The sequence below is a fragment of the Nocardia sp. NBC_01503 genome, from assembly GCF_036327755.1.
Taxonomy (GTDB): domain Bacteria; phylum Actinomycetota; class Actinomycetes; order Mycobacteriales; family Mycobacteriaceae; genus Nocardia.
Genome location: NZ_CP109596.1, coordinates 490,385 through 512,777, shown reverse-complemented (window position 1 = coordinate 512,777; position 22,393 = coordinate 490,385). Strand labels below are relative to the sequence as shown.

Below are 22,393 nucleotides of genomic sequence, written 5' to 3'. Positions count from 1 at the left end.
GGTCGATCAGCCGTCCTTGCCGCCGGTCGAGGTCAGGGCTCGGCCGGGCTCCAGCGGGGGTGCGCCGATGGGGCAGTTCACCTTGCATAGCGGCTCGGCCGTGGCGGGGGCGATGGCCAGGGCGTCGTCGCGGACGGTGAGGAAGGCCAGCGCGGCCGCACCGACCATGAGGACGACGCAGGTGATCAGGGCGATACGGAAGCCGTGCTGAAAGGTCGAGGGGTTGCCGTAGGCGTCGCCGGTGAGTCCGGCCAGCGGTGGAATGGCCGCCACCGCAAGGAGTCCCGCTGCGCGGGCCACCGCGTTGTTGACCCCGCTCGCCACACCCGCGTGCCGTTCATCGGCGGTGGCCAGCACGGTCGCGGTGAGCGGTGCGACGGCCAGGGTCAGACCGATGCCGAAAACGATCGCGGCGGGCAGCACCACGGTCACGTAGGAGGAGTCCGCACCGATGCGGGTCATGAGCAGCATGCCCAGCGCGGCCAGTAGGACACCGGCGGTGATGGGTTTGCGCGGACCGATCTTCTGCGCGAGTGCACCGGCGCGCGCGGAGAACAGCAGCATGAGGACGGTGCCGGGCAGCATGGCGGTGCCCGCCGCGATCGGGCTGAAGCCCGAGACCACCTGGAGGGTGAGCACCAACAGGAAGAAGACCACGCTCATCGCCCCGTACATGACGAAGGTGACGCCGTTGATCGCCGTGAACTGTTTGGAGGCGAAGACATCCACCGGCACCATCGGCGAGGGTCCGTCATCGCGGGCCGAGCGCCGGCGTTCGATCAGGACGAACGCGATACCCGCGGCAATGCCCAGCACCGCGCTGCCTATCACCAAGGCGCGGTTGGTATCTCGCTCCGGTGCGGTGGTGAGCGCATAGGTGATTCCGGCCAGGCACAGCGCCGCCATGGCCGCGCCGAGCACATCGAACTTGCCGTGCGCCCGCGAATCGTAGGTTTCGGGCACATGCCGGGCGGTGACCGCGATAACCAGCAGGGCCAGCGGCACATTCAGCAGGAAGACCCAGCGCCAGCCCGCGTACTCCACCAGATAGCCACCCAGGAACGGTCCGATGGCTCCGGCCACGCCGCCCAACCCGGACCAGGCCCCGACCGCGCGGGCCCGATCCTGCGGTTCGAACGACGCCTGAATGATCGCCAGCGATCCGGGGGTGAGCAGCGCGCCGCCGACGCCCTGGAGCGCTCGCGCCGCGATCAGCATCGAAACATCCTGTGCCGCACCGCAGAGCGCCGAGGCGAGCGCGAACCAGATGACACCGATAATGAAGACCCGCCGCCGCCCGTACCGGTCGCCGAGCGCACCACCGAGCAGGATCAACCCGGCCAGGGTGAGTGCGTACGCATTGACGGTCCACTGCAATCCGGCCATGGACGAGCCGAATTCGTCACCGATCCTCGGCAGCGCCACATTCACGACGGTGGCGTCGAGCATCGCCATTCCGGAGCCGAGCACGGTGGCCAGCAGAACCCAGCGTCCGGCGGCGGAGGACAGCTTGATACTCGCGGTCATCCGCTCAAACTAGCCCGCCGCACCGACACCGGCCCGGCGAATCTCCTTCCGGGCGGGTCGGTCCCGCCGCGCTGCTCCCCAGCACACCCCGTGCCGTGGCCGCACACCCCCGGGTAAAGGGTGTGCGGCTTCGATGCGGGATGGGTCGGCTCCACGGCGACGCGGGGAGTGCGGCGGTGTGAAGTCGCTGAATGACCGCTATGACCGGGTAAGTAGGCTGTACCCATGACAGCTTCGACCACCACTGAACTGGACAACGTCCGCGAGGTGGTGCATGCCGCGGCGCGCCGGGCTCGGTTGGCGTCGCGCACGCTCGCCCAGCTCACCACGGCGCAGAAGGATGCCGCGCTGCACGCCGCCGCCGACGCCCTGCTCGCCGCCAAGGATCGGCTGCTGATCGCCAATGGCGAGGACATCGAACTCGCGCGCGCGGGCGGCACCGCCGAGGCGCAGCTGGATCGGCTGCGGCTGACCGAGGCTCGGATCGACGGGATCGCCTCCGGCCTGCGTCAGGTCGCGGGGCTGCCGGATCCGGTGGGCGATGTGGTCCGCGGTTCGACGCTGCCGAACGGTCTGGAGATCCGGCAGACGCGGGTTCCGCTCGGCGTGGTCGGCATGGTCTACGAGGCGCGGCCCAATGTCACCGTGGACGCCTTCGGATTGACGCTCAAATCGGGTAACGCGGCGCTGCTGCGCGGTTCCTCCTCGGCGGTGCGCTCCAATGTGGCGCTGGTGACCGTACTGCGCGAAGCGCTTACGGCGCAGGGCCTTCCGGAGGACGCGGTGCAGCTGCTGCCCGCCGACGACCGCTCCAGCGTGACCCATCTGATCCAGGCGCGCGGTCTGGTCGACGTGGTCATTCCGCGCGGCGGCGCGGGCCTGATCAATGCCGTGGTGCGGGACGCCCTGGTGCCGACCATCGAGACCGGTACCGGCAACTGCCATATCTTCGTGCACCGCGATGCCGATCTGGAGATGGCCGAGGCCATTCTGATCAATGCCAAGACCCGGCGTCCCAGCGTCTGCAATACCGCCGAGACGGTGCTCATCGACGAGGCCATCGCCGAGACCGCGGTACCTCGCCTGATCAAGGCCCTCGCGGACAAGGGCGTCACCATCCACGGTGACCTGCCCGGGCTGGTGCCCGCCACCGATACCGACTGGGCCGATGAATACCTGTCCCTCGATATCGCGCTGAAGGTCGTCCCCGATCTGGACGCCGCCGTCGAGCACATCAACCACTGGGGCACCGGCCACACCGAGGCCATCGTCACCGGTGATCTCAAGGCCGCACGCGAATTCACCGGCCGGGTGGACGCCGCCGCCGTCATGGTCAATGCTTCGACTGCCTTCACCGACGGAGAGCAGTTCGGCTTCGGCGCGGAGATCGGCATCTCCACCCAGAAATTGCATGCGCGCGGCCCCATGGGTCTGCCGGAACTGACCTCCACCAAATGGATTGTGTGGGGCGACGGCCAGATTCGGCCCGTCTAGCTACATTCGAAGAAAGGGCAGCATCCGTGGCTCCTACAGCACCGATCCAGGAGCCGATCTTCTCGTCGGTCGACGATGTGATCGAGCGCCTCGCCGGAACCGGCTATCTGGCCGACAAGGCCACCGCCACGTCGGTCTTCCTCGCCGACCGGCTCGGCAAACCGCTGCTCATCGAGGGCCCCGCCGGTGTCGGCAAGACCGAACTGTCCAAGGCGGTCGCCGAGGTCGCGGGCGCGGAACTCGTTCGCCTGCAATGCTATGAGGGCGTGGACGAGGCGCGGGCGCTGTACGAGTGGAATCACGCCAAACAGATTCTGCGCATCCAGGCGTCCTCGGAGAACGATTGGGCCGAGACCAAGTCCGACGTCTTCACCGAGGAATTCCTGCTCTCGCGGCCGCTGCTGACCGCCATCCGGCGCACCGAGCCGACCGTACTGCTCATCGACGAGACCGATAAGGCCGATGTCGAGATCGAGGGCCTGCTGCTCGAGATCCTGAGCGACTTCTCGGTCACCGTCCCGGAATTGGGCACCATCACCGCCACCCGCAAACCGTTCGTGGTGCTCACCTCGAACGCGACGCGCGAGCTGTCGGAGGCGTTGAAGCGGCGCTGCCTCTATCTGCACATCGACTTCCCGGACGAGGATCTCGAACGCCGCATCCTGGCCAGCCGCGTCCCCGAGCTCAAGCCCGCCGTGGCCGCACAACTCGTGCGGGTCGTGCACGTACTGCGCGGCATGCAGCTCAAGAAGCTGCCGTCGGTCGCCGAGTCCATCGACTGGGCGCGCACGCTACTGGCTTTGGGCGCAAAGGATCTCGACGACAAGACGGTGCGCGCGACGCTCGGAGTGGTGCTCAAGCATCAGGCCGATCATCTGCGCGCGCAGTCCGAGCTGAAGCTGGCCTGAGGCCATGGCGGGCGCAGCGAATACGCCTCGCGGACTGGTTTCGGCGGCGATGCGGGCGGTGAGCGGGGGAACGGGAACCGCCAAATCCGCCACCGCGCCCGGACCGACGGCCGAGCACGGATTCTCCGGGCATCTGGTCGGGTTCGTGGAGGCCCTGCGCGGCAGGGGAATTCCGGTCGGCCCCTCCGAAACCGTCGACGCCGCACAGGTTGTCACGGTGCTGGATCTGATGGACCGCGAGGTACTGCGCGAGGGTCTGGCGTGCGCGCTGCTGCGGCGCACCACCCAGCGCGCCACCTTCGACGGACTCTTCGATCTCTGGTTCCCGGCCGCGCTGGGCGAGCGCGTCGGGGCCGAGGAGGTCGAGATCCCGTACAAGCCCGATGGCGCGGTCGACATTATCGAACTGCGGAAGATGCTGGCGGAGTTGCTCGTTCAGAGTCCCTCCGGTGAGCAGGAGCGACAGCTCCAGGCGCTGGCCGCGCAGATGGTCGAGCAGATGGGCCAGTATCAGGCGGCGGGTGGTCCGTCCTTCTCGGCGTACCAGACCATGAAGGATCTGCAGCCCGAGATCCTGGTGGCCAAGCTGATCGCCGGGCTCACCGCGGGTATGGACAACTCCGACTTCGATACCGAGGTCGCCCGGCGCACCGCCCGCCAGCGCATCAAATCCTTCCGCGGCACCGTCGAGGCCGAGACCCGCCGCCGCGTCGCCGAACGCATCGGCCGCGACCGCGTCGCCACCTACGGTGTCGCCCGCCAGGCCGAGGATGCCGACTTCCTGCGCATCTCCCAGCACGAACTCGACGATCTGCGCCGCTCCAGTCAGCGACTGGCTCGAATCCTGGCCTCCCGCCTGGCTTCCCGTCGTCGCCGGGCTCGTCGCGGTGAGATCGATCTGCGCAAGACGCTGCGCAAATCCATGTCCACCGGCGGTGTGCCCATTCACCTGGAGACCCGCAAGCCGCGCCCCGGTCGGCCGGATCTCGTACTGCTGTGCGACATTTCGGGCTCGGTGGCCGGATTCTCCAGCTTCACCATGGTTTTGGTGAACGCGCTGCGCGAACAGTTCTCCCGGGTCCGGATCTTCGCCTTCGTGGACCGCTCCGACGAAGTGACCAAACTCTTCGATTCGGTGACTCCGCTCGATCAGATCACCCGCCGCATCTTCACCGAAGCCGATGTCGTTGGTATCGAAGGACATTCGGACTACGGTTCCGCCCTGGAGGGCTTCGCCGAGAACTTCCCCGACGCGGTCACCAGCCGCACCTCCCTGCTGATCCTCGGCGACGCCCGCAACAACTACCGCGATCCCGCCCTGGCCACCCTCGAACAACTCGTCTCGGTGGCCAAACACGCCTACTGGCTCAACCCCGAAGCCGAGAAGATGTGGGGCACAGGCGACTCCGCCGCCAAGAAATACGCCGAGGTCATAGAAATGCACGAATGCCGCTCGGCCCGCCAGCTGACCGCCGTCGTCGGCCGCCTACTGCCCGTCTAGAGGAGGCCGCCATGGACGTTCTCGCCTATTGCCTCACCAAACCCGGTGCCTGGCAGGACGAACCGTGGGAAGGCGATATCGTCGCCAAGGTCGGCGACAAGATCTTCGCCTTCATCGGCAGCGGCGAGGCGGTCAGCCTCAAATGCGGAACGCGGCCCGAGGCCGACGAACTCGTCGCCATCTACCCCGACGACGTCTCGGTCTCGCACTACATCGGCAGGTACGGCTGGAACCTGATCAAGGTCGGCGGCAGAGTGCCCGACGACGAGCTCCGCGAACTCATCGACCAGTCCTATGACGCGATCGTCGCCAAACTGCCGAAAGCCAAACGGCCGCAAGTCTAAGCCGGGTATGTGTGTACCTCGGTGGCCTTGACCGCCGCCCAGACCCGCATACCGGGTTGTAGGCGCAGGTCGGCGACGGCCGCCGGGGTGATGTCGGCCAGCACCGGGGGTGCGCCGTCCAGACGAACGCGAGTGATGTTGGCGTGCTGCTCCATTCCCGCCACGGTGACGGGCCAGGTATTGCGCGCGCTGCCGGTGGGTTTCTCCGGATGCAGGCCCACCGCGGTCGGGGGGAACGCCAGAAATACCGGGCCCGTGGAGTTTTCGGTGATGGTGAGACTGCCGCCGGTGTCGATGTCGACGGTGGTTCCGCTGGCGGTGCCGCGAAACAGGTTGAGTCCCACAAGATTCGCCACATATTCCGAGCGCGGTCGACGGGCGATCTCGGTGGGCGCGCCCTGCTGGATGATCGCGCCGTCCTCGAGGATGATCAGCCGATCGGCCAGCACCATGGCATCGAGCGGATCATGGGTGACCAGGACGGTATGCCCGGAATAGTCGCGCAGATGATGCGACAGCTCGGTGCGCACCTGGAGGCGAGTGCTCGCATCGAGCGCGGCGAGCGGCTCGTCCAGCAGCAGTAATTGGGGCTCGGTAGCCAGGGCTCGCGCCAGCGCGACCCGTTGCGCCTGCCCGCCGGAGAGCGCGCGCGGGGTGGCGTGCGCGCGATCGGTCAGGCCGACCCGGTCCAGCCATTCGGCGGCGCGCGTACGGGCATCGGCGCGGCGCACACCACGGGCGCGCAGTCCGAAGGCCACGTTCTCCAATGCCGAAAGGTGTTGAAAAAGCAGGTAATCCTGGAATACAACACCGACCTGGCGCTGCTCGGCGGGTACGAAGACCGCGGGCGGCTCATCCCACACCTGATCGCTCACGGAAATCCGCCCGCCGGTGAGCGGCAGCAGTCCGGCCAGCGCCCGCAACGCGGTGGACTTGCCCGCGCCATTGGGGCCCAACAGCGCGACCACTTCGCCGGGCTCGACGGTCAGCGCGATATCGAGCCCGAAACGCTCACGCTCGACACGCAATTCGGCCCGCAATGTCATACCGAACCTCGAATCCAGCGTTCCCGCAAACTGACCAGCACCACGACCGAGACCGTCAGCAGGACGAGACTGAGCACGATCGCGGCATCCGGATCGGTCTCCAGAGCGAGGTAGACCGCCAGCGGCATGGTGGTGGTCCTACCGGGAAAGTTGCCCGCGAAGGTGATGGTCGCACCGAATTCGCCGAGCGCGCGCGCCCAGCACAGTACGGCTCCGGCGATGACACCCGGCAGCACGGACGGCAGGGTGACGCGGCGGAAGATGTACCAGGGTGATGCGCCCAGGGTCGCGGCGGCTTCCTCATAGCGCGTATCGGCCGCGCGCAACGCGCCTTCGACCGAGATCACCAGAAACGGCATCGCCACAAAGGCTTCCGCGACGACGACACCGGGAGTGGTGAACGGCAGCGATACCCCGAACCAGTCGTAGAGATACCGACCCAGCAGACCGCGCCGACCGAAGACCAGCAGCAGCGCCACACCACCCACCACGGGCGGCAGCACCAGCGGCACGGTCACCAGGGCGCGAATAATGCCCTGCCCCGGAACGTGCGCCCGCGCCAGCAGCCAGGCCAGCGGAATCCCCAGCACCATGCAGATCGCGGTCGCGAGCGTCGCGCAGACCAGTGAAAGCCGCAGCGCCTGACCGACTTCGGCACTGAACAGCCGATCGGTCAGGGTGGGCCAGGGGGTGCGCACCAGCAGCCCGATCAGCGGGGTGATCAGAAAGGCCAGCGCCAATACGGCGGGCAGTACGAGGATGACCGGTCGTCGTCCTCGCACTGCCCGCCGTCGAGTCGAGGTAGCCCTCATCGAGGCATCTCGGCGAATGGGAAGCGCACGGCCCGCACGCTCTCACCTGCGTGGTGTGCGTGCCACCGCGGTGGAACCGAACCGTGCTTTGCTCGGTCGGTGCGGGGTGGCGCGGGCCGTGGTGATGGGACCGAACCGTGTATCGCTCGGTCGGTGCGGGGTGCGTGCCATCGCGGGATGGCACCGGCTGCATCGTGGATCGCCCGATCGCTCACGGGGTATCGAATCCGGCGGAGGCGAACACCTTCTTCGCCCGATCGGACTTGATGAAGGTGACGTAGGCGTTGGCGGCGGCCGCGTTCGGGGCCTTGGCCAGCGGGGCGATCGGATAGGTGTTGACGGCCTCGGTCGACTCCGGGAAGTCGATCCCCTCGACCTTGTCACCGGCGGCCCGCACATCGGTGCGGTAGACCAGCGCCGCATCGACCTCACCCAAGGTCACTTTGGTGAGTGCGGCCTTCACATCCTGTTCCCGGGTATCGGGCTGTGGGGTGATGCCCGCGGTCTCGAACACCTTCTCGGCGGCCGCGCCGCACGGCACCTGCTCGGCGCAGAGCGCGAGCTTGGGATCGGTCTTGCCGAAGTCCGCCAGTCCGGTGATGTGCCCCGGATTGTCCTTGGGCACCGCGATCTCCAGCCGGTTGCTCACGAAGGTGGCGGGCTGCTCGGTGACATCACCGGCGTCGACGACCTGCTGCATATTGGCCGGTGCCGCCGAGGCGAACACATCGGCGGGCGCGCCCTGCTTGATCTGTTCGGCCAGCGCCGAACTGGCCCCGAAGCTGTACACCACCTTCACACCGGGATGGGCGGACTCGAATTCCTTGCCCAGTTCGGTGAAGGTCTCGGTCAGCGAGGCCGCCGCGAACACCGTCACCGTCCCGCCGATCTGATCCGAACCGGACGAGGTGCTCGTCTTGTCGTCGGAACCGCATCCGGCCAGACCCGCGGTGACGGCGAATGCGGCTGCGACCGCGCCGAGGGTGCGGAGTGTCTTCATGCTCGTCAACTTTCTGGTATCTCGACCACGACGTGGGTCGATTTGACCGAGGCGACGGCGATGCTGCCGACCTCGAGACCGAGTTCGTCCACCGACTCCCGACTCAGCAGCGAACTCAGCCGAAACGGCCCGGCCTGCATCTCCACCTGCGCCATCACGGTGTCCTTGACAATGCGAGTCACGATGCCGCGCATCCGATTTCGCGCCGAGGCCGCGACAATCACACCCGGAGCGGGGGTTTCGGCATGTGTGGCGCGCAGCACCTCGACCAGATCCTGCCCGCGCACCCCCATCCGCCCGTTCTCGAGCCGGATCGATTCGAGCCGCCCCTGCTCGATCCAGCGACGCACCGTGTCATCGCTGACACCCATGAGCGCCGCCGCATCACTGATCCGCAAATTCGTCACAATAGGCAGCATATTGCCGTATGTACGGCGTGCAAGTCGGATCAACACAGCATCTGCCGGATTCCGGCCCAACTATTCGGAGGAACGTCCGAGTGAGTTCGCCCATGGTCAGCTGGAACCGACCGCGGCCGGGGTCGGTACCTGCGGTTATGGCGAATTGGCGGGCGGAGTCGGCGCTCAGCGACCGGAGGTGAGGGTGCGGGGGCTCCGAGTTGCTGGACGATCGATCACCGGAATTGAGCGGGCGACACGTCGTGGTTGTGCACGGCGAGTTCCTGGTGATCGCATGCCCAGGGTGACGATCAAGCGGCTCGGATGAGGGCGTTGAAGCGGTGGGTGAAGTGTTGGGCCGCGGTGGTGTGGAGCCGTTCGGCTGCGCGGTGGACCGGGCGGAGTTCGGCTACCAGGCGGGGTGAATTCACTGGGGATTCGAGGAGATCGAGGGCCGAGTGGGCGGCGGTGATCGCGGTGGTGGTGTCGCCGAGGCCGGTGAGGCAAGCGGCGTAGTACGCGCGGTAGGAGGCTTCATCGCGCGGGAGGTTCTCGGGGCGATCGATGCATTCGCGGAACAGGTCGGCGGCCTGGGTGTGCTGGCCCAGGAGCTTTCGGCCCCGCGCCTCATGAACTCGGAGTTCGGCCTCGGTGACGAAGTGCAGCCAGATCGGGTCATCGGGATTGTCGAAGCCGCGGTCGAGTTCATGCCAGACCCGGGTCATCGCATGGGTGAAGTCGCGCTGTTCACCGATTGCCGCGTATGCGACGGCTTCTCGGGCCAGGCGCAGGGCATTGAGGCGGGGTGAGGGGATCGTGCTCGCGAGTTCGGTCACTCGGCGGGCAAGGCGCACGGGCTCGCGGCCGCGGCGTGGATGGTCGGTGGCGGTGATGGTCAGACCGCCGAGCGCCGCGGCCAGCAATTCGGTGTCGCCGGTTTGTTCCGCCAGCAGTACCGCTTCGGTGTAGCACCGGCGTGCGAGGTCCGGGTGGCCACCGTCGTGGGCAAGCCAACCGGCGCAGCTACACAGTCGGCCGGTGGTGGCGGCGAGTGCCTCGCCGGTACGCGGACCGTAGTCGCCGTGGTCGAGCATTCGGCGGGCCAGGCGGTATTGCTGGAGCGCGTAATCGGCCACGGCACCGCCACCCAGGCGATTGTCGTGGTCCCACAGCTGGTCGGTGATGGTCCGAATCGCGGCGATATGGTCGGTGCCGACGGTCATCGGCTCGGTCGCGGCGGTGACCGGCACGGCAGAACCCATGAGCGCCATGGTCGCTGCGATACCGAACTCTCTGCGGTCCACGTCGTCGACTCCTTCGCCACACCCCACTTCGATCGTCCACGGGGTGGCGGTTCCTAGCAAGGCCGGTAGGAGTGCGGTGCGCGGGATTTCGAGTGCGTCCGCCGCGCGGACGAGTTCGCGGATATCGAATATGGTGTCCACCTCGCCGCGTTCGACGCGACCGGCATGCGACCGATCCCAGTGCAGCAGCTCACCGAGATCGGCTTGGCTCAAGCCTTTTTCGCGGCGGATGGCGGCCATTGCCCTGCCGAATTGTCCGTTCGCGAGTAGCTGGCGGAACTCAGTCGACGCCCAAATCGCTGGTACGGCATCCTCACTGGCCATTCGAGCCCTCCCGACGCGACGGCTGATGAGAGTGACTGTAAAGCCGCCCGGATGCCCAAGGCGGCGTGATCACCGGATTCGCTCGGTGTCAACGGCAGATCGTGCGCAGCGCCCGGCGAATTCTGCCGTCGTGCCTGCTCTGTGGGTGGATCAGGCTGAGTTCATGCACACCGGCACAGGGAGGTTCGGGATGACTCGTCCGTATATGGCTCCGAAGCCTTTGAGGTCGTCGCTGCCGAAGGCGGTTGGTTATCTGCGGTTGGAATTGAGTGGAAGCGCTTGGGAGCGGGCGGAATTGGACCTGCTCGAGCTGGCGGGGCAGCACGGGTACGACCTCGTGAAGACCTTGCGGATCGGTCCGGAGGTGCGGGAACCGGTGTCACGGTTGCTGATTGTGGTGCGCCGGTTCGGAGCGGGCGCGGTGGTTACGCCGACGCTCGAGCATGTCGGCACGCCCGAGGTGATCCGGCGGGCGTGTCATCTCATCGTCGGCGAGCCGGGGCTGATCCTGCCGCGGCTGCACAGCTGCGGCGGTGGGCGGTGAATGGGATGGGGGAGTGGGTCACCTGCGCGATGATCGTCCTCGGTCAGTTGGCGGTGGCCGCCCCGATACTCGTTGCCGGGATTTGGTGGCCGCCGTCGGAACGGGCTCGTGCACCCCGGCATATGCGGGGCCGTCACCGGGCGGTCCGGCGTCGCGGGTACATGCTGTGGGGAGCGGGCGCGCGGGTCCGGAAGGGCAGGCGAACCGCTCGGTCGGCATGGTCTGGACCGCCGCTTCCGAGTTAATCCAATAGCCCCCGGTAAGCTCGGGTTTTGTGCATAAGAACGGGCGCCGCAAGTTGGGGGTGATGGGCGGAACCTTCGACCCCATCCACCATGGGCACTTGGTCGCCGCCAGTGAGGTGGCGAATCGGTTCGCGCTGGATGAGGTGGTGTTCGTCCCGACGGGACAGCCTTGGCAGAAAGCCGACCGGTACGTCTCCTCGGCCGAGGACCGATATCTGATGACCGTGATCGCCACCGCGAGCAATCCGAGCTTCTCGGTCAGCCGCACCGATATCGACCGCGGCAAAAAGACCTACACCGTCGACACCCTGCGTGAGCTGCGAGAACAGTATCCGGAGGCGGATCTGTACTTCATCACCGGTGCCGACGCGCTGGCCAGCATCCTCACCTGGCAGGATTGGGCCGAATTGTTCGAACTGGCGAAATTCGTCGGAGTGAGTCGTCCGGGGTACGAATTGAATATCGACCATCTGGCCGAACACCTCCGCGACTACCCCGCCGACGCCGTCACCATGATCGAGATTCCCGCCCTGGCGATCTCATCCAGCGAATGCCGGAAACGGGCGAGCGAAGGTCGGCCGGTGTGGTACCTCGTCCCCGACGGGGTCGTGCAATACATATCCAAGCGGCACCTGTATGTGCCGGACAGCAACGGGAAGGTAGCAGCAGGGTGAGCGCATCCGTCGAAGCGGTGAAGATGGCAACGGTGGCCGCATTGGCGGCCGACGAGAAGCTGGCATCGGACGTAGTGATTCTCGACGTCTCCGAACAGCTGGTGATCACCGACTGCTTCGTGATCGCGTCCGCGCCCAACGAGCGCCAGGTCAACGCCATCGTCGACAATGTCGAGGATAAGCTGCGCGACGCCGGGTACAAGCCGGTGCGCCGCGAGGGCACCCGCGAAGGTCGTTGGGCGCTACTCGATTACGTCGAGATCGTCATTCACATCCAGCACAATGACGAGCGCGATTTCTACGGCCTCGAGCGGCTGTGGAAGGACTGCCCGCAGGTGCCCGTCGAAGGACTCGAGGACCAGCGCGCCAAGGCAGAGGCTGCCGGAGACGACGAGGCCGGAGTCGAGTAGTGAGCAAGCTTGCCGGCGTCCGCCGGTTGATCCTGTTGCGGCACGGGCAAACCGAATGGAACGCCACCGACCGCATGCAGGGCCAGATCGACACCGAACTCAGCGATATCGGCCGCCGCCAGGCCAAGGACTGCGCGCCGGAGATGGCGACCGGTGATGTCATCGCCATCGTCTCCTCCGATCTGCGGCGCGCGCATGACACGGCGCTCTGCGTCGGCGAACACGCCGGACTACCCGTCGTCACCGATACCCGGCTGCGCGAAACCGACCTCGGCCAGTGGGAGGGGCTGACCCACTACGAGGTCGACGCCATTTCCCCCGGGGCGCGCAAGGAATGGCGACTCGACGCCACCTTCACCCCGCCGGGCGGCGAATCCAAACTGCAGGTCGGCGCACGCGCGCTGCCCGTGGTGCACGAACTCTTCGACGAGCGCGCGGATTGGCCCGGCCGTACCATCATCCTGGTTGCGCACGGCGGGTTGATCGCGGCATTGACCGCGGCCGTTCTCGACCTCCCACCGGAGAACTGGCCCGCCCTGGGCGGGCTGGCCAATACCAGCTGGGTGCAGTTGACCAGCCACGGTCCGAGCCTGGATCGGCCCGGCTGGCGTCTCGATGTATGGAACGCGCTGGCGAAGGTAGCTCCCGATGTCCTCTGACAATGCCGGCGAACGGCAAGTCTCCGATGAACTGCTGCGGCGGGCATCGGAGGTGACGAGTGTTCGGCAGGTGCCGGACGCGCTGTTGGGCGCGCCCGCACCGGCATTCGGCGATACCGCCGCACCGGCGGAACGGCCGGTGCTGCTCGTGATCGCCGACTCGCTCTCGTACTTCGGGCCCAAGGGCGGGCTGGCCGCGAACCATCCCAAGATCTGGCCGAATCTCGTTGCGGCCGAACTCGGCTGGGACGTGGAGTTGGTCGCGCGCATCGGCTGGACCTGCCGCGACGCCTACTGGGCGCTGATCGGTGATCCGCGGGTGTGGGCGACCGTACCGCGCGCCGGAGCGGTGGTGTTCGCGACCGGCGGCATGGATTCACTGCCGTCGCCGTTGCCCACCGCGCTGCGTGAGCTGATCCGTTATGTGCGACCGTCTTTCGCGCGGCGACAGGTGCGCACCGCCTATAACTGGTTGCAGCCCAAGCTTTCTCCGCTGGGCTGGCCGGTGGCGCTGCCGCCCGCGGTGAGCGTGGACTATCTCGAACAGTCGCGAAACGCGCTGGCGGGCTTGCGGCCCGAACTGCCCATGGTGGCGGTACTGCCGTCCGTGCACCAGTGTGACGCGTACGCCCGGCATCACAGCGGACGCGAACCCATGGTGCAGGCGACCCGCAGATGGGCCGAGGCCAATTCGGTCCCACTGGTGGATCTCGGAGAGGCCGTGCGCGAGAACGTCTTCCACGGTGACGCCAATCCCGATGGCATCCACTGGGGTTGGGAAGGGCATGTCGCCGTCGCCCAGGCCATGGTGAAGGTGCTCTCCGAAGTGACGGCCGGTCAGGTTCGGACTGTATGAAAGGCGTTGCACGCGAGGAGGATCGCTAGCCGATGGCCGTCGTGGTTGTCACCGACTCGTCGGCCAGCCTGCCCGCCGATCTCGTCGCCGAACTGGGCGTGCTCACGGTACCGCTGCATGTACTCGTCGACGACCGGGAGATTCGGGAGGGCGTGGACGACTGCGATATCGACTACAGCTCGTCCACCGTCACGACCTCCGGGGCGTCACCGGGCGACCTGAAGGCGGTATACGAGCGGGCACTGGAGCTCAGCGACGGGGATGGTGTTGTCGCGGTGCATATTTCGCGGCAACTCTCCGGAACCTGGGAGGCCGGGCGGCAGGCGGTGCGCGATATGGACGCCGCCGATCGGGTGCGGCTGGTCGATTCGCTCAGCGCGGGACTCGGCACCGGGCTGCCGGTGCTGGCCGCCGCGCGCCGGGCCCGGACCGGGGCACCCCTGGATGTCGTCTACGACTCGGCGGTGGCCGCGGCCAGTCGCGGGCGCGCCTTCATCGTGGTCAACCGCACCGAACAACTGCGCCGCGGTGGACGATTGAGCACCGCGGCCGCGTTCTTCGGCACCGAGCTGGTGACCAAGCCGATTCTGCAGATCGTCGAAGGCCGCCTGGAGCTGCGGGAAAAGGCTCGCACCCGCTCCAAGGCCTTCGCCAAACTCGTTGCGGCGGCGGTCGATGCGGCCGGTGACGACGGAGCCGCGGTGGCGGTACAGCACCTCGGCGCGGAGGAGGCCGCGAACACGATCGCCGGTCAACTCCGCGATCTGATCCCCGGTATTCGAGAGCTGATCGTCACCGAGTTCGGACCAACCCTGGGAGTACACCTGGGAATGGGTGCGGTAGGTGCGCTCGTGGTCCCCGGCGGCTGCGGCTGACACCGCGACCGCGCAGCTCACAGCGTTGAGCGTGGGACCCGCTGGTTGTGGAATCCCGTTGTCCACAATGCCGAAAACCATCCACAGGCTCAGCGAAACCCCAGGTCGACCCCGAGGCAGAGTTCGCTCCCGGTCATACCGTCGGTTCCATGCCAAGAACCGACGAACGCAGCGAGGTCAGCCGCCGCCTCGGCGGCCTCATCGACCCACCGCCGCAATTCACCCCGACCCCGCCCCATCCACCCCGTTGGAACGCCGAATCCCTGCCCGTTCCCGGGCGAATTATTCGCGGCTGCGACGCCGACGGCTGGGACACCGACCGCTCGGACAATGAGCGGCACTCAGAGCCCGATGAGTGGACGGAGCCGAATTCGTCCCGGCGTGAGCGGGACTCGGACTTCGACGAGCGCCCGGAGCATCCGAGCACGTCCGCGCGTGAGCGGGGCTCGGCGGATCGAAACGACACCGTCCCGCATGCCGACCCATACGGCGGCGGCGGGACATCCACGCCCGCATGGCTTTCCGAGCCGTGTGGTCCGGTCTCGCTCTGGCATGAACGCCTGGTGCCCGAGCGCTTCCGTGGCACCAGGTGGGATCCGGGTCCGCGTGGCGCACTCGTGCTGGCGGCGGTGGCCGCGGTCGCGGTCGTTCTGGCCGCACTGGTCTCATTCCGGGAAAGGCCCGTGGCGCAACCGGTTCCGCCGATAACCGTCGGGGAAACCGCGATGCCCGACGCGGCCACCACGCCCGGTGAGAACGCCGCTGCCACCGTTGCCGGGGTTGCCCCGAATGGATCGGCTCCCCAATCCGGTGGGTCCACGGTACCCACCGGGCGTGCCGCCGCACCGGCGGTTCCTCCCGGCGCGATTCCCGGGGCGGAAGCCCCTGTCGCCGCGCCGAATTCGTCGGCCGGGTCGCCCAACGAGGCGAACGGTCATCCCGCCTCGACCGGTGAATTGGTCATCAGCGTGATAGGCATGGTCGAGCACGGCGGCCTGCGCCGTTTCCCGCTCGGAGCGCGCGTGGCCGATGCCCTCGCAGCGGCGACTCCCCGTCCCGAAGCGGACCTGTCCGGCCTCAACCTCGCCCAGCACCTCTGCGACGGCGACCAACTCGTAGTCGGCCGCACCGGCCCCCGCACCGCGAACCAGCAGGTCCAAATCGGCAGCAAAGTCATCAGCGCGACCGGAACCCCTTCGGCCGCAGCGGCATCCACCGCCCCGGCCCGCACCACCGGCCCCGCGGCGAAGGTCAACCTCAACACCGCGACCGAAGCCCAACTCGACACCCTCCCCGGCGTAGGCCCGATCACCGCCCGCGCCATCCTCACCTGGCGCACCCAGCACGGCCGCTTCACCTCGATAGACCAACTGGCCGAAATAGAAGGCATAGGCCCGGCCCGCCTCAACCGCCTCCGCACGGCGGTGACGATATGAGCCGCGAATATCTCGAATGCCCACAGTGGCAGGCATTTTACGGAGGGGCGGTCCCGAGATGACCGCCGACGGGGATGCCGAACAGGGCGCTGCTCTCGACGGCGACAAGGTGCCGGAAGAGTTGGATGCTCGGTTGGTGCCCGCTGCGTTCTGCTGCTGGGGGGCGACGATTGTGGCGTTGGTGGGCGGGTGGCGGGTGGGGGTTTGTACGGCTGTGGGGTGTTTGTTGTTGGCGGCGGGATTGTGGGGGTTGATGATTCGGCCGAAGGGGAGGGGGTTGCGGAAAGGGGTGGGGTGGGTGTTGTTGGGGGCGTTTTCGGTGGGGGCCGGATTTGCGGGGGCGGGGGCCTGGCATGAGTGGCGGGTGCAGGGGCATCCGTTGCGGGCGGTGGGGAAGGGGGAGTGGGTGCGGGTACGAGTGGTTGTCGCGGATGATCCGAAGGAGTTGGGCGAGCGGCGATTCGGTGGGAAGAAGGTGCTGGTGCGGGGGGATCTGGTCGAGTTCCGGGTGGGTGGGGAGGTGGTGCGGGGCGGGGGAGCGGTGACGGTGCTGTCGCCCGAGGTGGGGTGGAAGGGGTTGTTGCCGGGGCAGGAGGTGGTGTTTCGGGCGCGGGTGTCGGCGGCGTGGCGGGCGGATTTGACGGTGGTGGTGCTGCGCGCGGAGGGGCCGCCGCTGGCGGTGGGGGTCGCGCCCTGGTGGCAGCGTGGGGCCGGACGGGTGCGGGCGGATTTCGCCATGGCGGCACAGCGGGCGTTGCCCGGCGATGCGGCAGGGTTGTTGCCGGGGTTGGTGATCGGGGATACCTCGCGGCTACCCGAGCGGGTGCGGGAGAACTTTCGAGAGACGGATCTGGCGCACTTGACCGCTGTCAGCGGCGCGAATATCACCATTCTGCTCGGGGCCGTGGTGGTTTCGATGCGAACACTGACCGTTGATCCTCGCGTCGGCGCGGTGGCGGCGGGAATCGCGTTGCTGCTCTTCGTGATTCTGGCCCGGCCCTCGCCGAGCGTCTTACGGGCGGCGGTCATGGGAGCGGTGGCTCTGCTCGCACTCTGCACCGGACGGCGCAAGCAGGCGCTACCCGCGCTGTGCACCGCGATCATCGGCTTGCTGGCGTGGTCGCCACGGTTGGCGGTGGATGCGGGGTTCGCACTGTCCGTTCTCGCTACGGCCGGACTCATAGTGCTCGCGCCGGGATGGTCGGATCGGCTTCGCGCACATGGCTGGTGGCGGGTGCCCGCCGACGCCTTCGCGGTGGCGGCCGCGGCCTTCGTGGTCACCACGCCGGTGGTCATCGCCATCACCGGGCATTTGAGCCTGGTGGCCATCGGCGTCAATGTGCTGGTGGAGCCGGTGATCGCGCCGATCACCGTACTGGGAGCCATCGGGGCGATACTGGCGTGCGGCTGGGCTCCGCTCGGGGAGTTGGTGCTGTACTGCACCGCACCACCCCTATGGTGGCTGCTCACCGTCGCCGATCGGGCCGCCGCGCTCGGCGCCTCGATCACACTCCCGACCGGGGTTCGCTCCGGTGTGATCGCCGCGGTGCTGTGCGGTCTGCTCATAGCGGGATCGCGTCCGCGACTCGGCACGGGGTGACGGGTGCCGGGGTTGTCGGGGCGGGCTCGTAGGATCGACCGCGTGAGCCAACGACCCGCACCCCTGCATCTCGTGCTCGGTGATGAAGAACTGCTGATCGAGCGGGCGGTGTCGGCGATTACCGCACAGGCGCGAGCCGCCTCGTCGGAGCCGGACTCCATGCCGGTGGACCGGCTGCGGGCGGGGGATGCGAGTGCGCCGGAGTTGGCGGAACTGCTGAGCCCCTCACTCTTCGCCGAGGACCGGGTGATCGTGCTCGAGGCCGCCGCCGAGGCGGGTAAGGATGCGGTCGCGGTCGTGACCGACGCCGCCTCCTCACCGCCCGAAGGCGTGGTGCTGGTGGTGCTGCACTCCGGCGGCGGTCGCGCCAAGGCGCTCGCCCCCGCACTGCAGAAGATGGGCGCGGTTGTGCATCAGGCGGCCAAACTCACCAAGGCCGGTGAGCGAATCGAGTTCGTGCGCAATGAGTTCCGCGCCGCGAACGTCCGCGTCTCACCGGACGTGGTGCAGGCCCTGATCGAGGCGATCGGCTCCGATCTGCGCGAATTGGCCGCCGCCAGTTCACAATTGGTCGCCGACACCGGCGGCAAGATCGATATCGCCGCCGTGCACCGCTACTACTCCGGTAAGGCGGAGGTCACCGGCTTCGACGTCGCCGACCTGGCCGTCTCCGGCGATCGCCCGGCCGCCATGGAGGCGCTGCGCTGGGCCACCGACCGCGGTGTCCCCGCCGTCCTGCTCGCCGACGCGCTCGCCGATTCGGTGCACACCATCGCCCGTGTCGGCTCGGCGGGGCGCGGCGACCCGTTCAAACTCGCGGGCGATCTCGGCATGCCGCCGTGGAAGGTGAAGAAGGCCCAGGCCCAGGCCAGAGGCTGGACCGGCGCCACCATCGGCGCGGCCCTCAAAGTCGTCGCGGGCCTGAACGCCGACGTCAAAGGCGGTGCGGCAGATACCAATTACGCGCTCGAGCACGCCCTCGCCCGCATTCTGGATCTCCGCGAATCCGCCTGATCGGAACCACCTTCGGACGCGTCGGCCTGCCGTCCCGCATCGCGCCGGTCGACCCGCGGCCTCGGCCCGTACAACGCGATCCGCCCGAGCACCGTGGTGCTCGGGCGGATTTCTATCGCTTATTCGCGGTGTGCCTACGGCGTCCAGGTGATCTCGCCGCCGACGAACTGCTGCGCCTTGCCGTCCTTGTAGTCGTACTCATCGCTGGTCGGGTAGCCGTAGCGCCCGTTCTCCGAACCGTTGCGCACCCACTCGTCGCGGATGGCGCCCCAGATGGTGCGGGTCCCGCCCTTCTGCGAGGTGTAGATCGCCCCACCCTCGAACAGTTGGTAGCGCCCGTCACCCTTATTGGTCTTGGCCTCATCGGAGATGGGGAACCCCAGCGGGCTGTTCTCCCATCCGGCCGCCGCGTACTTGTCGCGGATAGCGCCGCTCACCACATGCGTGCCCGAGCCGACGGACCAGTAGATCGATCCACCCTGGAAGTGCTGGAACCGCCCCGGCTTGCCGGTGGCCCCCTCATCGGTGGTCGGGTACTTCAATGCCCCGGACTCCGCGCCCACTCCACGCCACTTATCGCGAATAGCCCCGCCGATAGCGTGCGCGTCGGTCGCCGGAGTCCAGTAGATGGCGACGTTATTGGCGAACTCCTGCTTCTTGCCCCCACCCGCCGCATCGCTCTCCGGCCCGGTCGGATCACCGAAGAATCCGGGCCCACCCGCCTGGTCGTACTCGACCTCGATCGCCCCGCCGACATCGAACGGTCCGATCGGCCGGGCGGCAGCCGTGCCAACCCCGCTGATCAACGCGAGAGCGACCGCACCGGCGGCCACCGCCCCACGGGTCAAGGACGAATTCTTACGGCGTAGCGGTGTCAAGAGATCTCCCAACGCAGGTGGTAAACAACGTCCCCCGACGTTCGAACGGGCCCCAGCCCAATCGCAGCCATCTTGCAGGGAACCACGCAAGTCAGCAAGTTGCTGTCCCGCCTCCCCGAGGCTTTGGCGCCCGGCAAGGTGCCGTTGACCGCGGTGCATGCGTCTGTCGGATGGGTGCCGAAACTATTTTGGACGTACCCGGCGAGTTACCCACACCTTGCGAAATCAGTTGTTGCGCCGCGTTCTCGGGAACGACAAAGCCGCCGCGGTCGTCGTGGCCGCAGCGGCTGTTCGATGCATAAAGGGCGGTACGTATACCGGGGTTGTCAGCCGAGCTTGTTGAAGGCCAGCGACAGCGCCGACTTCTTGTTGGCGGCCTGGTTGGCGTGGATAACGCCCTTCGAGGCGGCCTTGTCCAGGCTCTTGCTGGCGGACTGCAGCAGCTCGATCGCCTTGTCCTTCTCGCCCGCGGCAGCGGCCTCGCGGAACTTGCGGATCGAGGTGCGCAGCGCGGACTTGACCGACTGGTTGCGCTGACGCGCAAGCTCGTTGGTGCGGATCCGCTTCATCTGGGACTTGATGTTTGCCACGCTTGTTTCCTCGTGTTCCTTCGTTTGGTGGTTTATGCGGGAAGCAAAGTTCTTCGGGCGCACTATGCAGCCTGTAGCGCAGCACCGACGGTCGAGGTTACCAGGCAACGGTTCGGGGTATGAAATCGACCCCGTCCGCAATCCCCCCGATACGAGAAATTTATCCCGGTCCAACTGCGTGTTGCTCCTGCGTGATGGACCATTTTTGCATGACCCCCGCCGCAGCCGCACGAGCGGCCGCGGCCGCTCACGAAACGAACGGCCGCGCCGCGGTCGACGCCGCGCACACCGGAGTCTTCGCCGGATACCGTGCAGGGCGGTATGCGCGGGCTTATGACGAGATGTTCGATCCCGCGGGCCGGCCGCGCGCCCCCTATCGAGGCATTTTCGCCGCCCTGGCCGCCATCGACGCATCCGATCTGGCGGCTCGGGCCGAGGCGCTGGCCCGCGCCTTCGTGGATCAGGGCATCACCTTCTCGCTCTCGGGCCAGGAGCGGCCTTTCCCGCTGGACCTGGTACCCCGGGTAATAGCCGCCACGGAGTGGACCAAACTCGAGCGCGGCATCAAACAGCGGGTGCGCGCGCTCGAGGCGTTCCTCGCCGATGTCTACGGTGAGCAGACGATCCTGCGCGACCGGGTCATCCCCAAACGTCTGGTCACCTCGTGCGCGCATTTCCATCGCGAGGCCACCGGCTTGATTCCGCCCAATGGCGTTCGCATTCACGTCGCGGGCATCGACCTGATTCGCGATGAGCACGGCGACTTCCGGGTGCTCGAGGACAATCTGCGCTCCCCGTCCGGTGTTTCGTACGTGATGGAGAACCGCCGCACCATGGCGCGCGTCTTCCCGGACCTGTTCGCCTCGCACCGGGTGCGGGCCGTCGGCGACTATCCGAGCAATCTGCTGCGGGCCCTGCGCGCGGCCGCCGCACCCAATGCGGACGATCCCACCGTGGTGGTGCTCACCCCGGGCGTCTACAACTCCGCCTACTTCGAACATTCGCTGCTGGCTCGGCAGATGGGTGTGGAACTGGTGGAGGGGCGGGACCTGTTCTGCCGGGACAGCTCCGTCTATATGCGCACCACGGCGGGGGAGCGGCAGGTGGACGTCATCTACCGCCGCATCGACGACACCTTCCTCGATCCCATGCAGTTCCGCCCGGACTCCATGCTCGGTATCGCCGGAATCCTGAACGCGGCCCGCGCGGGCACGGTGGTGCTGGCCAACGCCGTCGGCAATGGCGTCGGCGACGACAAACTGGTCTACACCTATGTGCCCGCGTTCATCGAGTACTACCTGGGTGAGAAACCCGTACTGCCCAATGTGGATTCGTACCGCTGCTGGGAGCCCGACGAGCGCGATGAGGTGCTCGATCGGGTCGCCGAATTGGTGGTGAAACCGGTCGAGGGCTCCGGCGGCTACGGCATTGTCATCGGCCCGGACGCCACCCATAAGGAGTTGGACGCGGTGCGCCGTAAGGTGCGTGCCGATCCGCGCGGCTGGATCGCCCAGCCCGTCGTGCAATTGTCCACCGTGCCAAGCAAAATCGGCCCCTGCCTGGCACCCCGACACGTGGATCTGCGCCCCTTCGCCGTCAACGACGGTGATGACATCTGGGTGCTGCCGGGCGGTTTGACCCGCGTCGCACTGCCGGAGGACTCGCTGGTGGTGAATTCCAGCCAGGGCGGTGGCAGTAAGGACACCTGGGTGCTGGCCCCGCGAACCTCCGTGGCCGAACGTGAACTCTCCGGCGACCAGCTGGTCAGCGAACAGACCATCCCCGGTGATCGCGATCAGTCGCGAGAACCCTCGCCCGCACGGGCGAATCAACAACAGCAGTGACAGTGCGCTCCATCGGCTCCAGCCCGAAGTTCGTGGCCCGCCCCGGTTCTGGACTGACGGAGCGGAGGAGCGGAGCGGAGGAGCGGAGGAGCGGAGGAGGGAAGAAGCCG

22 protein-coding genes are annotated in these 22,393 nt (G+C 67.5%); 14 read left to right on the top strand and 8 right to left on the bottom strand.

Features of this window, described 5'->3' with window-relative positions; genetic code table 11:
- Positions 1 to 6 precede the first annotated feature (6 nt).
- On the bottom strand, positions 7 to 1,527 hold the full coding sequence (locus OHB26_RS02270; RefSeq protein WP_330182572.1) for an MFS transporter: 1,521 nt from the start codon (positions 1,525 to 1,527) through the stop codon (positions 7 to 9).
- A gap of 225 nt (positions 1,528 to 1,752) precedes the next feature.
- On the opposite strand from OHB26_RS02270, the gene OHB26_RS02265 reads away from it, so the two are divergent.
- From OHB26_RS02265 to OHB26_RS02250, 4 genes are read left to right on the top strand one after another with little or no spacing between them, the layout of a single operon-like run.
- On the top strand, positions 1,753 to 3,021 hold the full coding sequence (locus OHB26_RS02265) for a glutamate-5-semialdehyde dehydrogenase (RefSeq protein ID WP_330182571.1): 1,269 nt from the start codon (positions 1,753 to 1,755) through the stop codon (positions 3,019 to 3,021).
- A gap of 26 nt (positions 3,022 to 3,047) precedes the next feature.
- On the top strand, positions 3,048 to 3,929 hold the full coding sequence (locus OHB26_RS02260) for an AAA family ATPase (RefSeq protein ID WP_442942839.1): 882 nt from the start codon (positions 3,048 to 3,050) through the stop codon (positions 3,927 to 3,929).
- Positions 3,930 to 3,978: 49 nt separating this feature from the next.
- The gene (locus OHB26_RS02255; RefSeq protein ID WP_330185466.1) at positions 3,979 to 5,430 is read left to right on the top strand and encodes a vWA domain-containing protein; all 1,452 of its coding nucleotides are present in this window, start codon (positions 3,979 to 3,981) and stop codon (positions 5,428 to 5,430) included.
- Between the two features lie 11 nt (positions 5,431 to 5,441).
- The gene (locus tag OHB26_RS02250) at positions 5,442 to 5,774 is read left to right on the top strand and encodes an MmcQ/YjbR family DNA-binding protein (RefSeq protein WP_330182569.1); all 333 of its coding nucleotides are present in this window, start codon (positions 5,442 to 5,444) and stop codon (positions 5,772 to 5,774) included.
- On the opposite strand, the gene OHB26_RS02245 is transcribed toward OHB26_RS02250, so the two are convergent.
- The 5 genes from OHB26_RS02245 to OHB26_RS02225 form a co-directional block, all read right to left on the bottom strand.
- Positions 5,771 to 6,820: an ABC transporter ATP-binding protein gene (locus OHB26_RS02245; protein ID WP_330182568.1), complete on the bottom strand. Its 1,050-nt coding sequence runs from the start codon at positions 6,818 to 6,820 to the stop codon at positions 5,771 to 5,773. The genes OHB26_RS02250 and OHB26_RS02245 overlap by 4 nt on opposite strands.
- Positions 6,817 to 7,632: a molybdate ABC transporter permease subunit gene (gene modB, locus OHB26_RS02240; RefSeq protein ID WP_330182567.1), complete on the bottom strand. Its 816-nt coding sequence runs from the start codon at positions 7,630 to 7,632 to the stop codon at positions 6,817 to 6,819. Before modB ends, OHB26_RS02245 begins: the two co-directional genes overlap by 4 nt.
- A 211-nt stretch (positions 7,633 to 7,843) precedes the next feature.
- Positions 7,844 to 8,632, bottom strand: coding sequence for a molybdate ABC transporter substrate-binding protein (gene modA, locus OHB26_RS02235; protein WP_330182566.1), 789 nt, complete (start codon positions 8,630 to 8,632; stop codon positions 7,844 to 7,846).
- 5 nt (positions 8,633 to 8,637) lie between these two features.
- On the bottom strand, positions 8,638 to 9,039 hold the full coding sequence (locus tag OHB26_RS02230; RefSeq protein WP_330182565.1) for a TOBE domain-containing protein: 402 nt from the start codon (positions 9,037 to 9,039) through the stop codon (positions 8,638 to 8,640).
- Between the two features lie 302 nt (positions 9,040 to 9,341).
- A complete protein-coding gene (locus OHB26_RS02225) occupies positions 9,342 to 10,658 on the bottom strand; it encodes a helix-turn-helix domain-containing protein (RefSeq protein ID WP_330182564.1) in 1,317 nt (438 codons plus the stop codon).
- Between the two features lie 190 nt (positions 10,659 to 10,848).
- Here OHB26_RS02225 and OHB26_RS02220 point away from each other — a divergent pair, with 190 nt between their 5' ends.
- The 9 genes from OHB26_RS02220 to holA all read left to right on the top strand — a co-directional run bounded on the left by OHB26_RS02220 (position 10,849) and on the right by holA (position 18,971).
- Positions 10,849 to 11,202, top strand: a complete 354-nt coding sequence (locus tag OHB26_RS02220; RefSeq protein ID WP_330182563.1) for a hypothetical protein — start codon at positions 10,849 to 10,851, stop codon at positions 11,200 to 11,202.
- A gap of 274 nt (positions 11,203 to 11,476) precedes the next feature.
- Positions 11,477 to 12,121, top strand: coding sequence for a nicotinate-nucleotide adenylyltransferase (nadD, locus tag OHB26_RS02215; RefSeq protein ID WP_330182562.1), 645 nt, complete (start codon positions 11,477 to 11,479; stop codon positions 12,119 to 12,121).
- Positions 12,118 to 12,531, top strand: a complete 414-nt coding sequence (rsfS, locus tag OHB26_RS02210) for a ribosome silencing factor (protein ID WP_330182561.1) — start codon at positions 12,118 to 12,120, stop codon at positions 12,529 to 12,531. Before nadD ends, rsfS begins: the two co-directional genes overlap by 4 nt.
- A complete protein-coding gene (locus OHB26_RS02205; protein WP_330182560.1) occupies positions 12,531 to 13,190 on the top strand; it encodes a histidine phosphatase family protein in 660 nt (219 codons plus the stop codon). The genes rsfS and OHB26_RS02205 overlap by 1 nt, the downstream gene beginning before the upstream one ends.
- The gene (octT, locus tag OHB26_RS02200; RefSeq protein WP_330182559.1) at positions 13,180 to 14,046 is read left to right on the top strand and encodes a diglucosylglycerate octanoyltransferase; all 867 of its coding nucleotides are present in this window, start codon (positions 13,180 to 13,182) and stop codon (positions 14,044 to 14,046) included. Before OHB26_RS02205 ends, octT begins: the two co-directional genes overlap by 11 nt.
- Positions 14,047 to 14,078: 32 nt before the next feature.
- A complete protein-coding gene (locus OHB26_RS02195) occupies positions 14,079 to 14,921 on the top strand; it encodes a DegV family protein (protein WP_330182558.1) in 843 nt (280 codons plus the stop codon).
- A gap of 149 nt (positions 14,922 to 15,070) precedes the next feature.
- A complete protein-coding gene (locus OHB26_RS02190; RefSeq protein ID WP_330182557.1) occupies positions 15,071 to 16,357 on the top strand; it encodes a ComEA family DNA-binding protein in 1,287 nt (428 codons plus the stop codon).
- Positions 16,358 to 16,676: 319 nt separating this feature from the next.
- The gene (locus tag OHB26_RS02185) at positions 16,677 to 17,957 is read left to right on the top strand and encodes a ComEC/Rec2 family competence protein (RefSeq protein WP_330182556.1); all 1,281 of its coding nucleotides are present in this window, start codon (positions 16,677 to 16,679) and stop codon (positions 17,955 to 17,957) included.
- A 42-nt stretch (positions 17,958 to 17,999) separates the two neighbouring features.
- Complete coding sequence (gene holA, locus OHB26_RS02180; RefSeq protein ID WP_330182555.1) at positions 18,000 to 18,971, top strand: DNA polymerase III subunit delta; 972 nt, start codon at positions 18,000 to 18,002, stop codon at positions 18,969 to 18,971.
- Positions 18,972 to 19,105: 134 nt separating this feature from the next.
- On the opposite strand, the gene OHB26_RS02175 is transcribed toward holA, so the two are convergent.
- The gene (locus OHB26_RS02175) at positions 19,106 to 19,849 is read right to left on the bottom strand and encodes an LGFP repeat-containing protein (RefSeq protein ID WP_330182554.1); all 744 of its coding nucleotides are present in this window, start codon (positions 19,847 to 19,849) and stop codon (positions 19,106 to 19,108) included.
- 326 nt (positions 19,850 to 20,175) lie between these two features.
- Positions 20,176 to 20,439, bottom strand: coding sequence for a 30S ribosomal protein S20 (gene rpsT, locus OHB26_RS02170; RefSeq protein WP_067568804.1), 264 nt, complete (start codon positions 20,437 to 20,439; stop codon positions 20,176 to 20,178).
- A gap of 209 nt (positions 20,440 to 20,648) precedes the next feature.
- Here rpsT and OHB26_RS02165 point away from each other — a divergent pair, with 209 nt between their 5' ends.
- Positions 20,649 to 22,283 carry a circularly permuted type 2 ATP-grasp protein gene (locus OHB26_RS02165; protein WP_330182553.1) on the top strand — a complete coding sequence of 545 codons (1,635 nt, stop codon included), beginning with the start codon at positions 20,649 to 20,651 and terminating at the stop codon, positions 22,281 to 22,283.
- Positions 22,284 to 22,393 lie beyond the last annotated feature (110 nt).

Excerpts from the sequence above, each read along its gene's own strand:
- OHB26_RS02270 (WP_330182572.1), bottom strand. The coding sequence starts at position 1,527 with ATGACCGCGAGTATCAAGCTGTCCTCCGCCGCCGGACGCTGGGTTCTG.
- OHB26_RS02265 (WP_330182571.1), top strand. The coding sequence starts at position 1,753 with ATGACAGCTTCGACCACCACTGAACTGGACAACGTCCGCGAGGTGGTG.
- OHB26_RS02255 (WP_330185466.1), top strand. The coding sequence starts at position 3,979 with ATGCGGGCGGTGAGCGGGGGAACGGGAACCGCCAAATCCGCCACCGCG.
- OHB26_RS02250 (WP_330182569.1), top strand. The coding sequence starts at position 5,442 with ATGGACGTTCTCGCCTATTGCCTCACCAAACCCGGTGCCTGGCAGGAC.
- OHB26_RS02245 (WP_330182568.1), bottom strand. The coding sequence starts at position 6,820 with ATGACATTGCGGGCCGAATTGCGTGTCGAGCGTGAGCGTTTCGGGCTC.
- modB (WP_330182567.1), bottom strand. The coding sequence starts at position 7,632 with ATGAGGGCTACCTCGACTCGACGGCGGGCAGTGCGAGGACGACGACCG.
- modA (WP_330182566.1), bottom strand. The coding sequence starts at position 8,632 with ATGAAGACACTCCGCACCCTCGGCGCGGTCGCAGCCGCATTCGCCGTC.
- OHB26_RS02225 (WP_330182564.1), bottom strand. The coding sequence starts at position 10,658 with ATGGCCAGTGAGGATGCCGTACCAGCGATTTGGGCGTCGACTGAGTTC.
- OHB26_RS02220 (WP_330182563.1), top strand. The coding sequence starts at position 10,849 with ATGACTCGTCCGTATATGGCTCCGAAGCCTTTGAGGTCGTCGCTGCCG.
- octT (WP_330182559.1), top strand. The coding sequence starts at position 13,180 with ATGTCCTCTGACAATGCCGGCGAACGGCAAGTCTCCGATGAACTGCTG.
- OHB26_RS02195 (WP_330182558.1), top strand. The coding sequence starts at position 14,079 with ATGGCCGTCGTGGTTGTCACCGACTCGTCGGCCAGCCTGCCCGCCGAT.
- OHB26_RS02190 (WP_330182557.1), top strand. The coding sequence starts at position 15,071 with ATGCCAAGAACCGACGAACGCAGCGAGGTCAGCCGCCGCCTCGGCGGC.
- OHB26_RS02165 (WP_330182553.1), top strand. The coding sequence starts at position 20,649 with ATGACCCCCGCCGCAGCCGCACGAGCGGCCGCGGCCGCTCACGAAACG.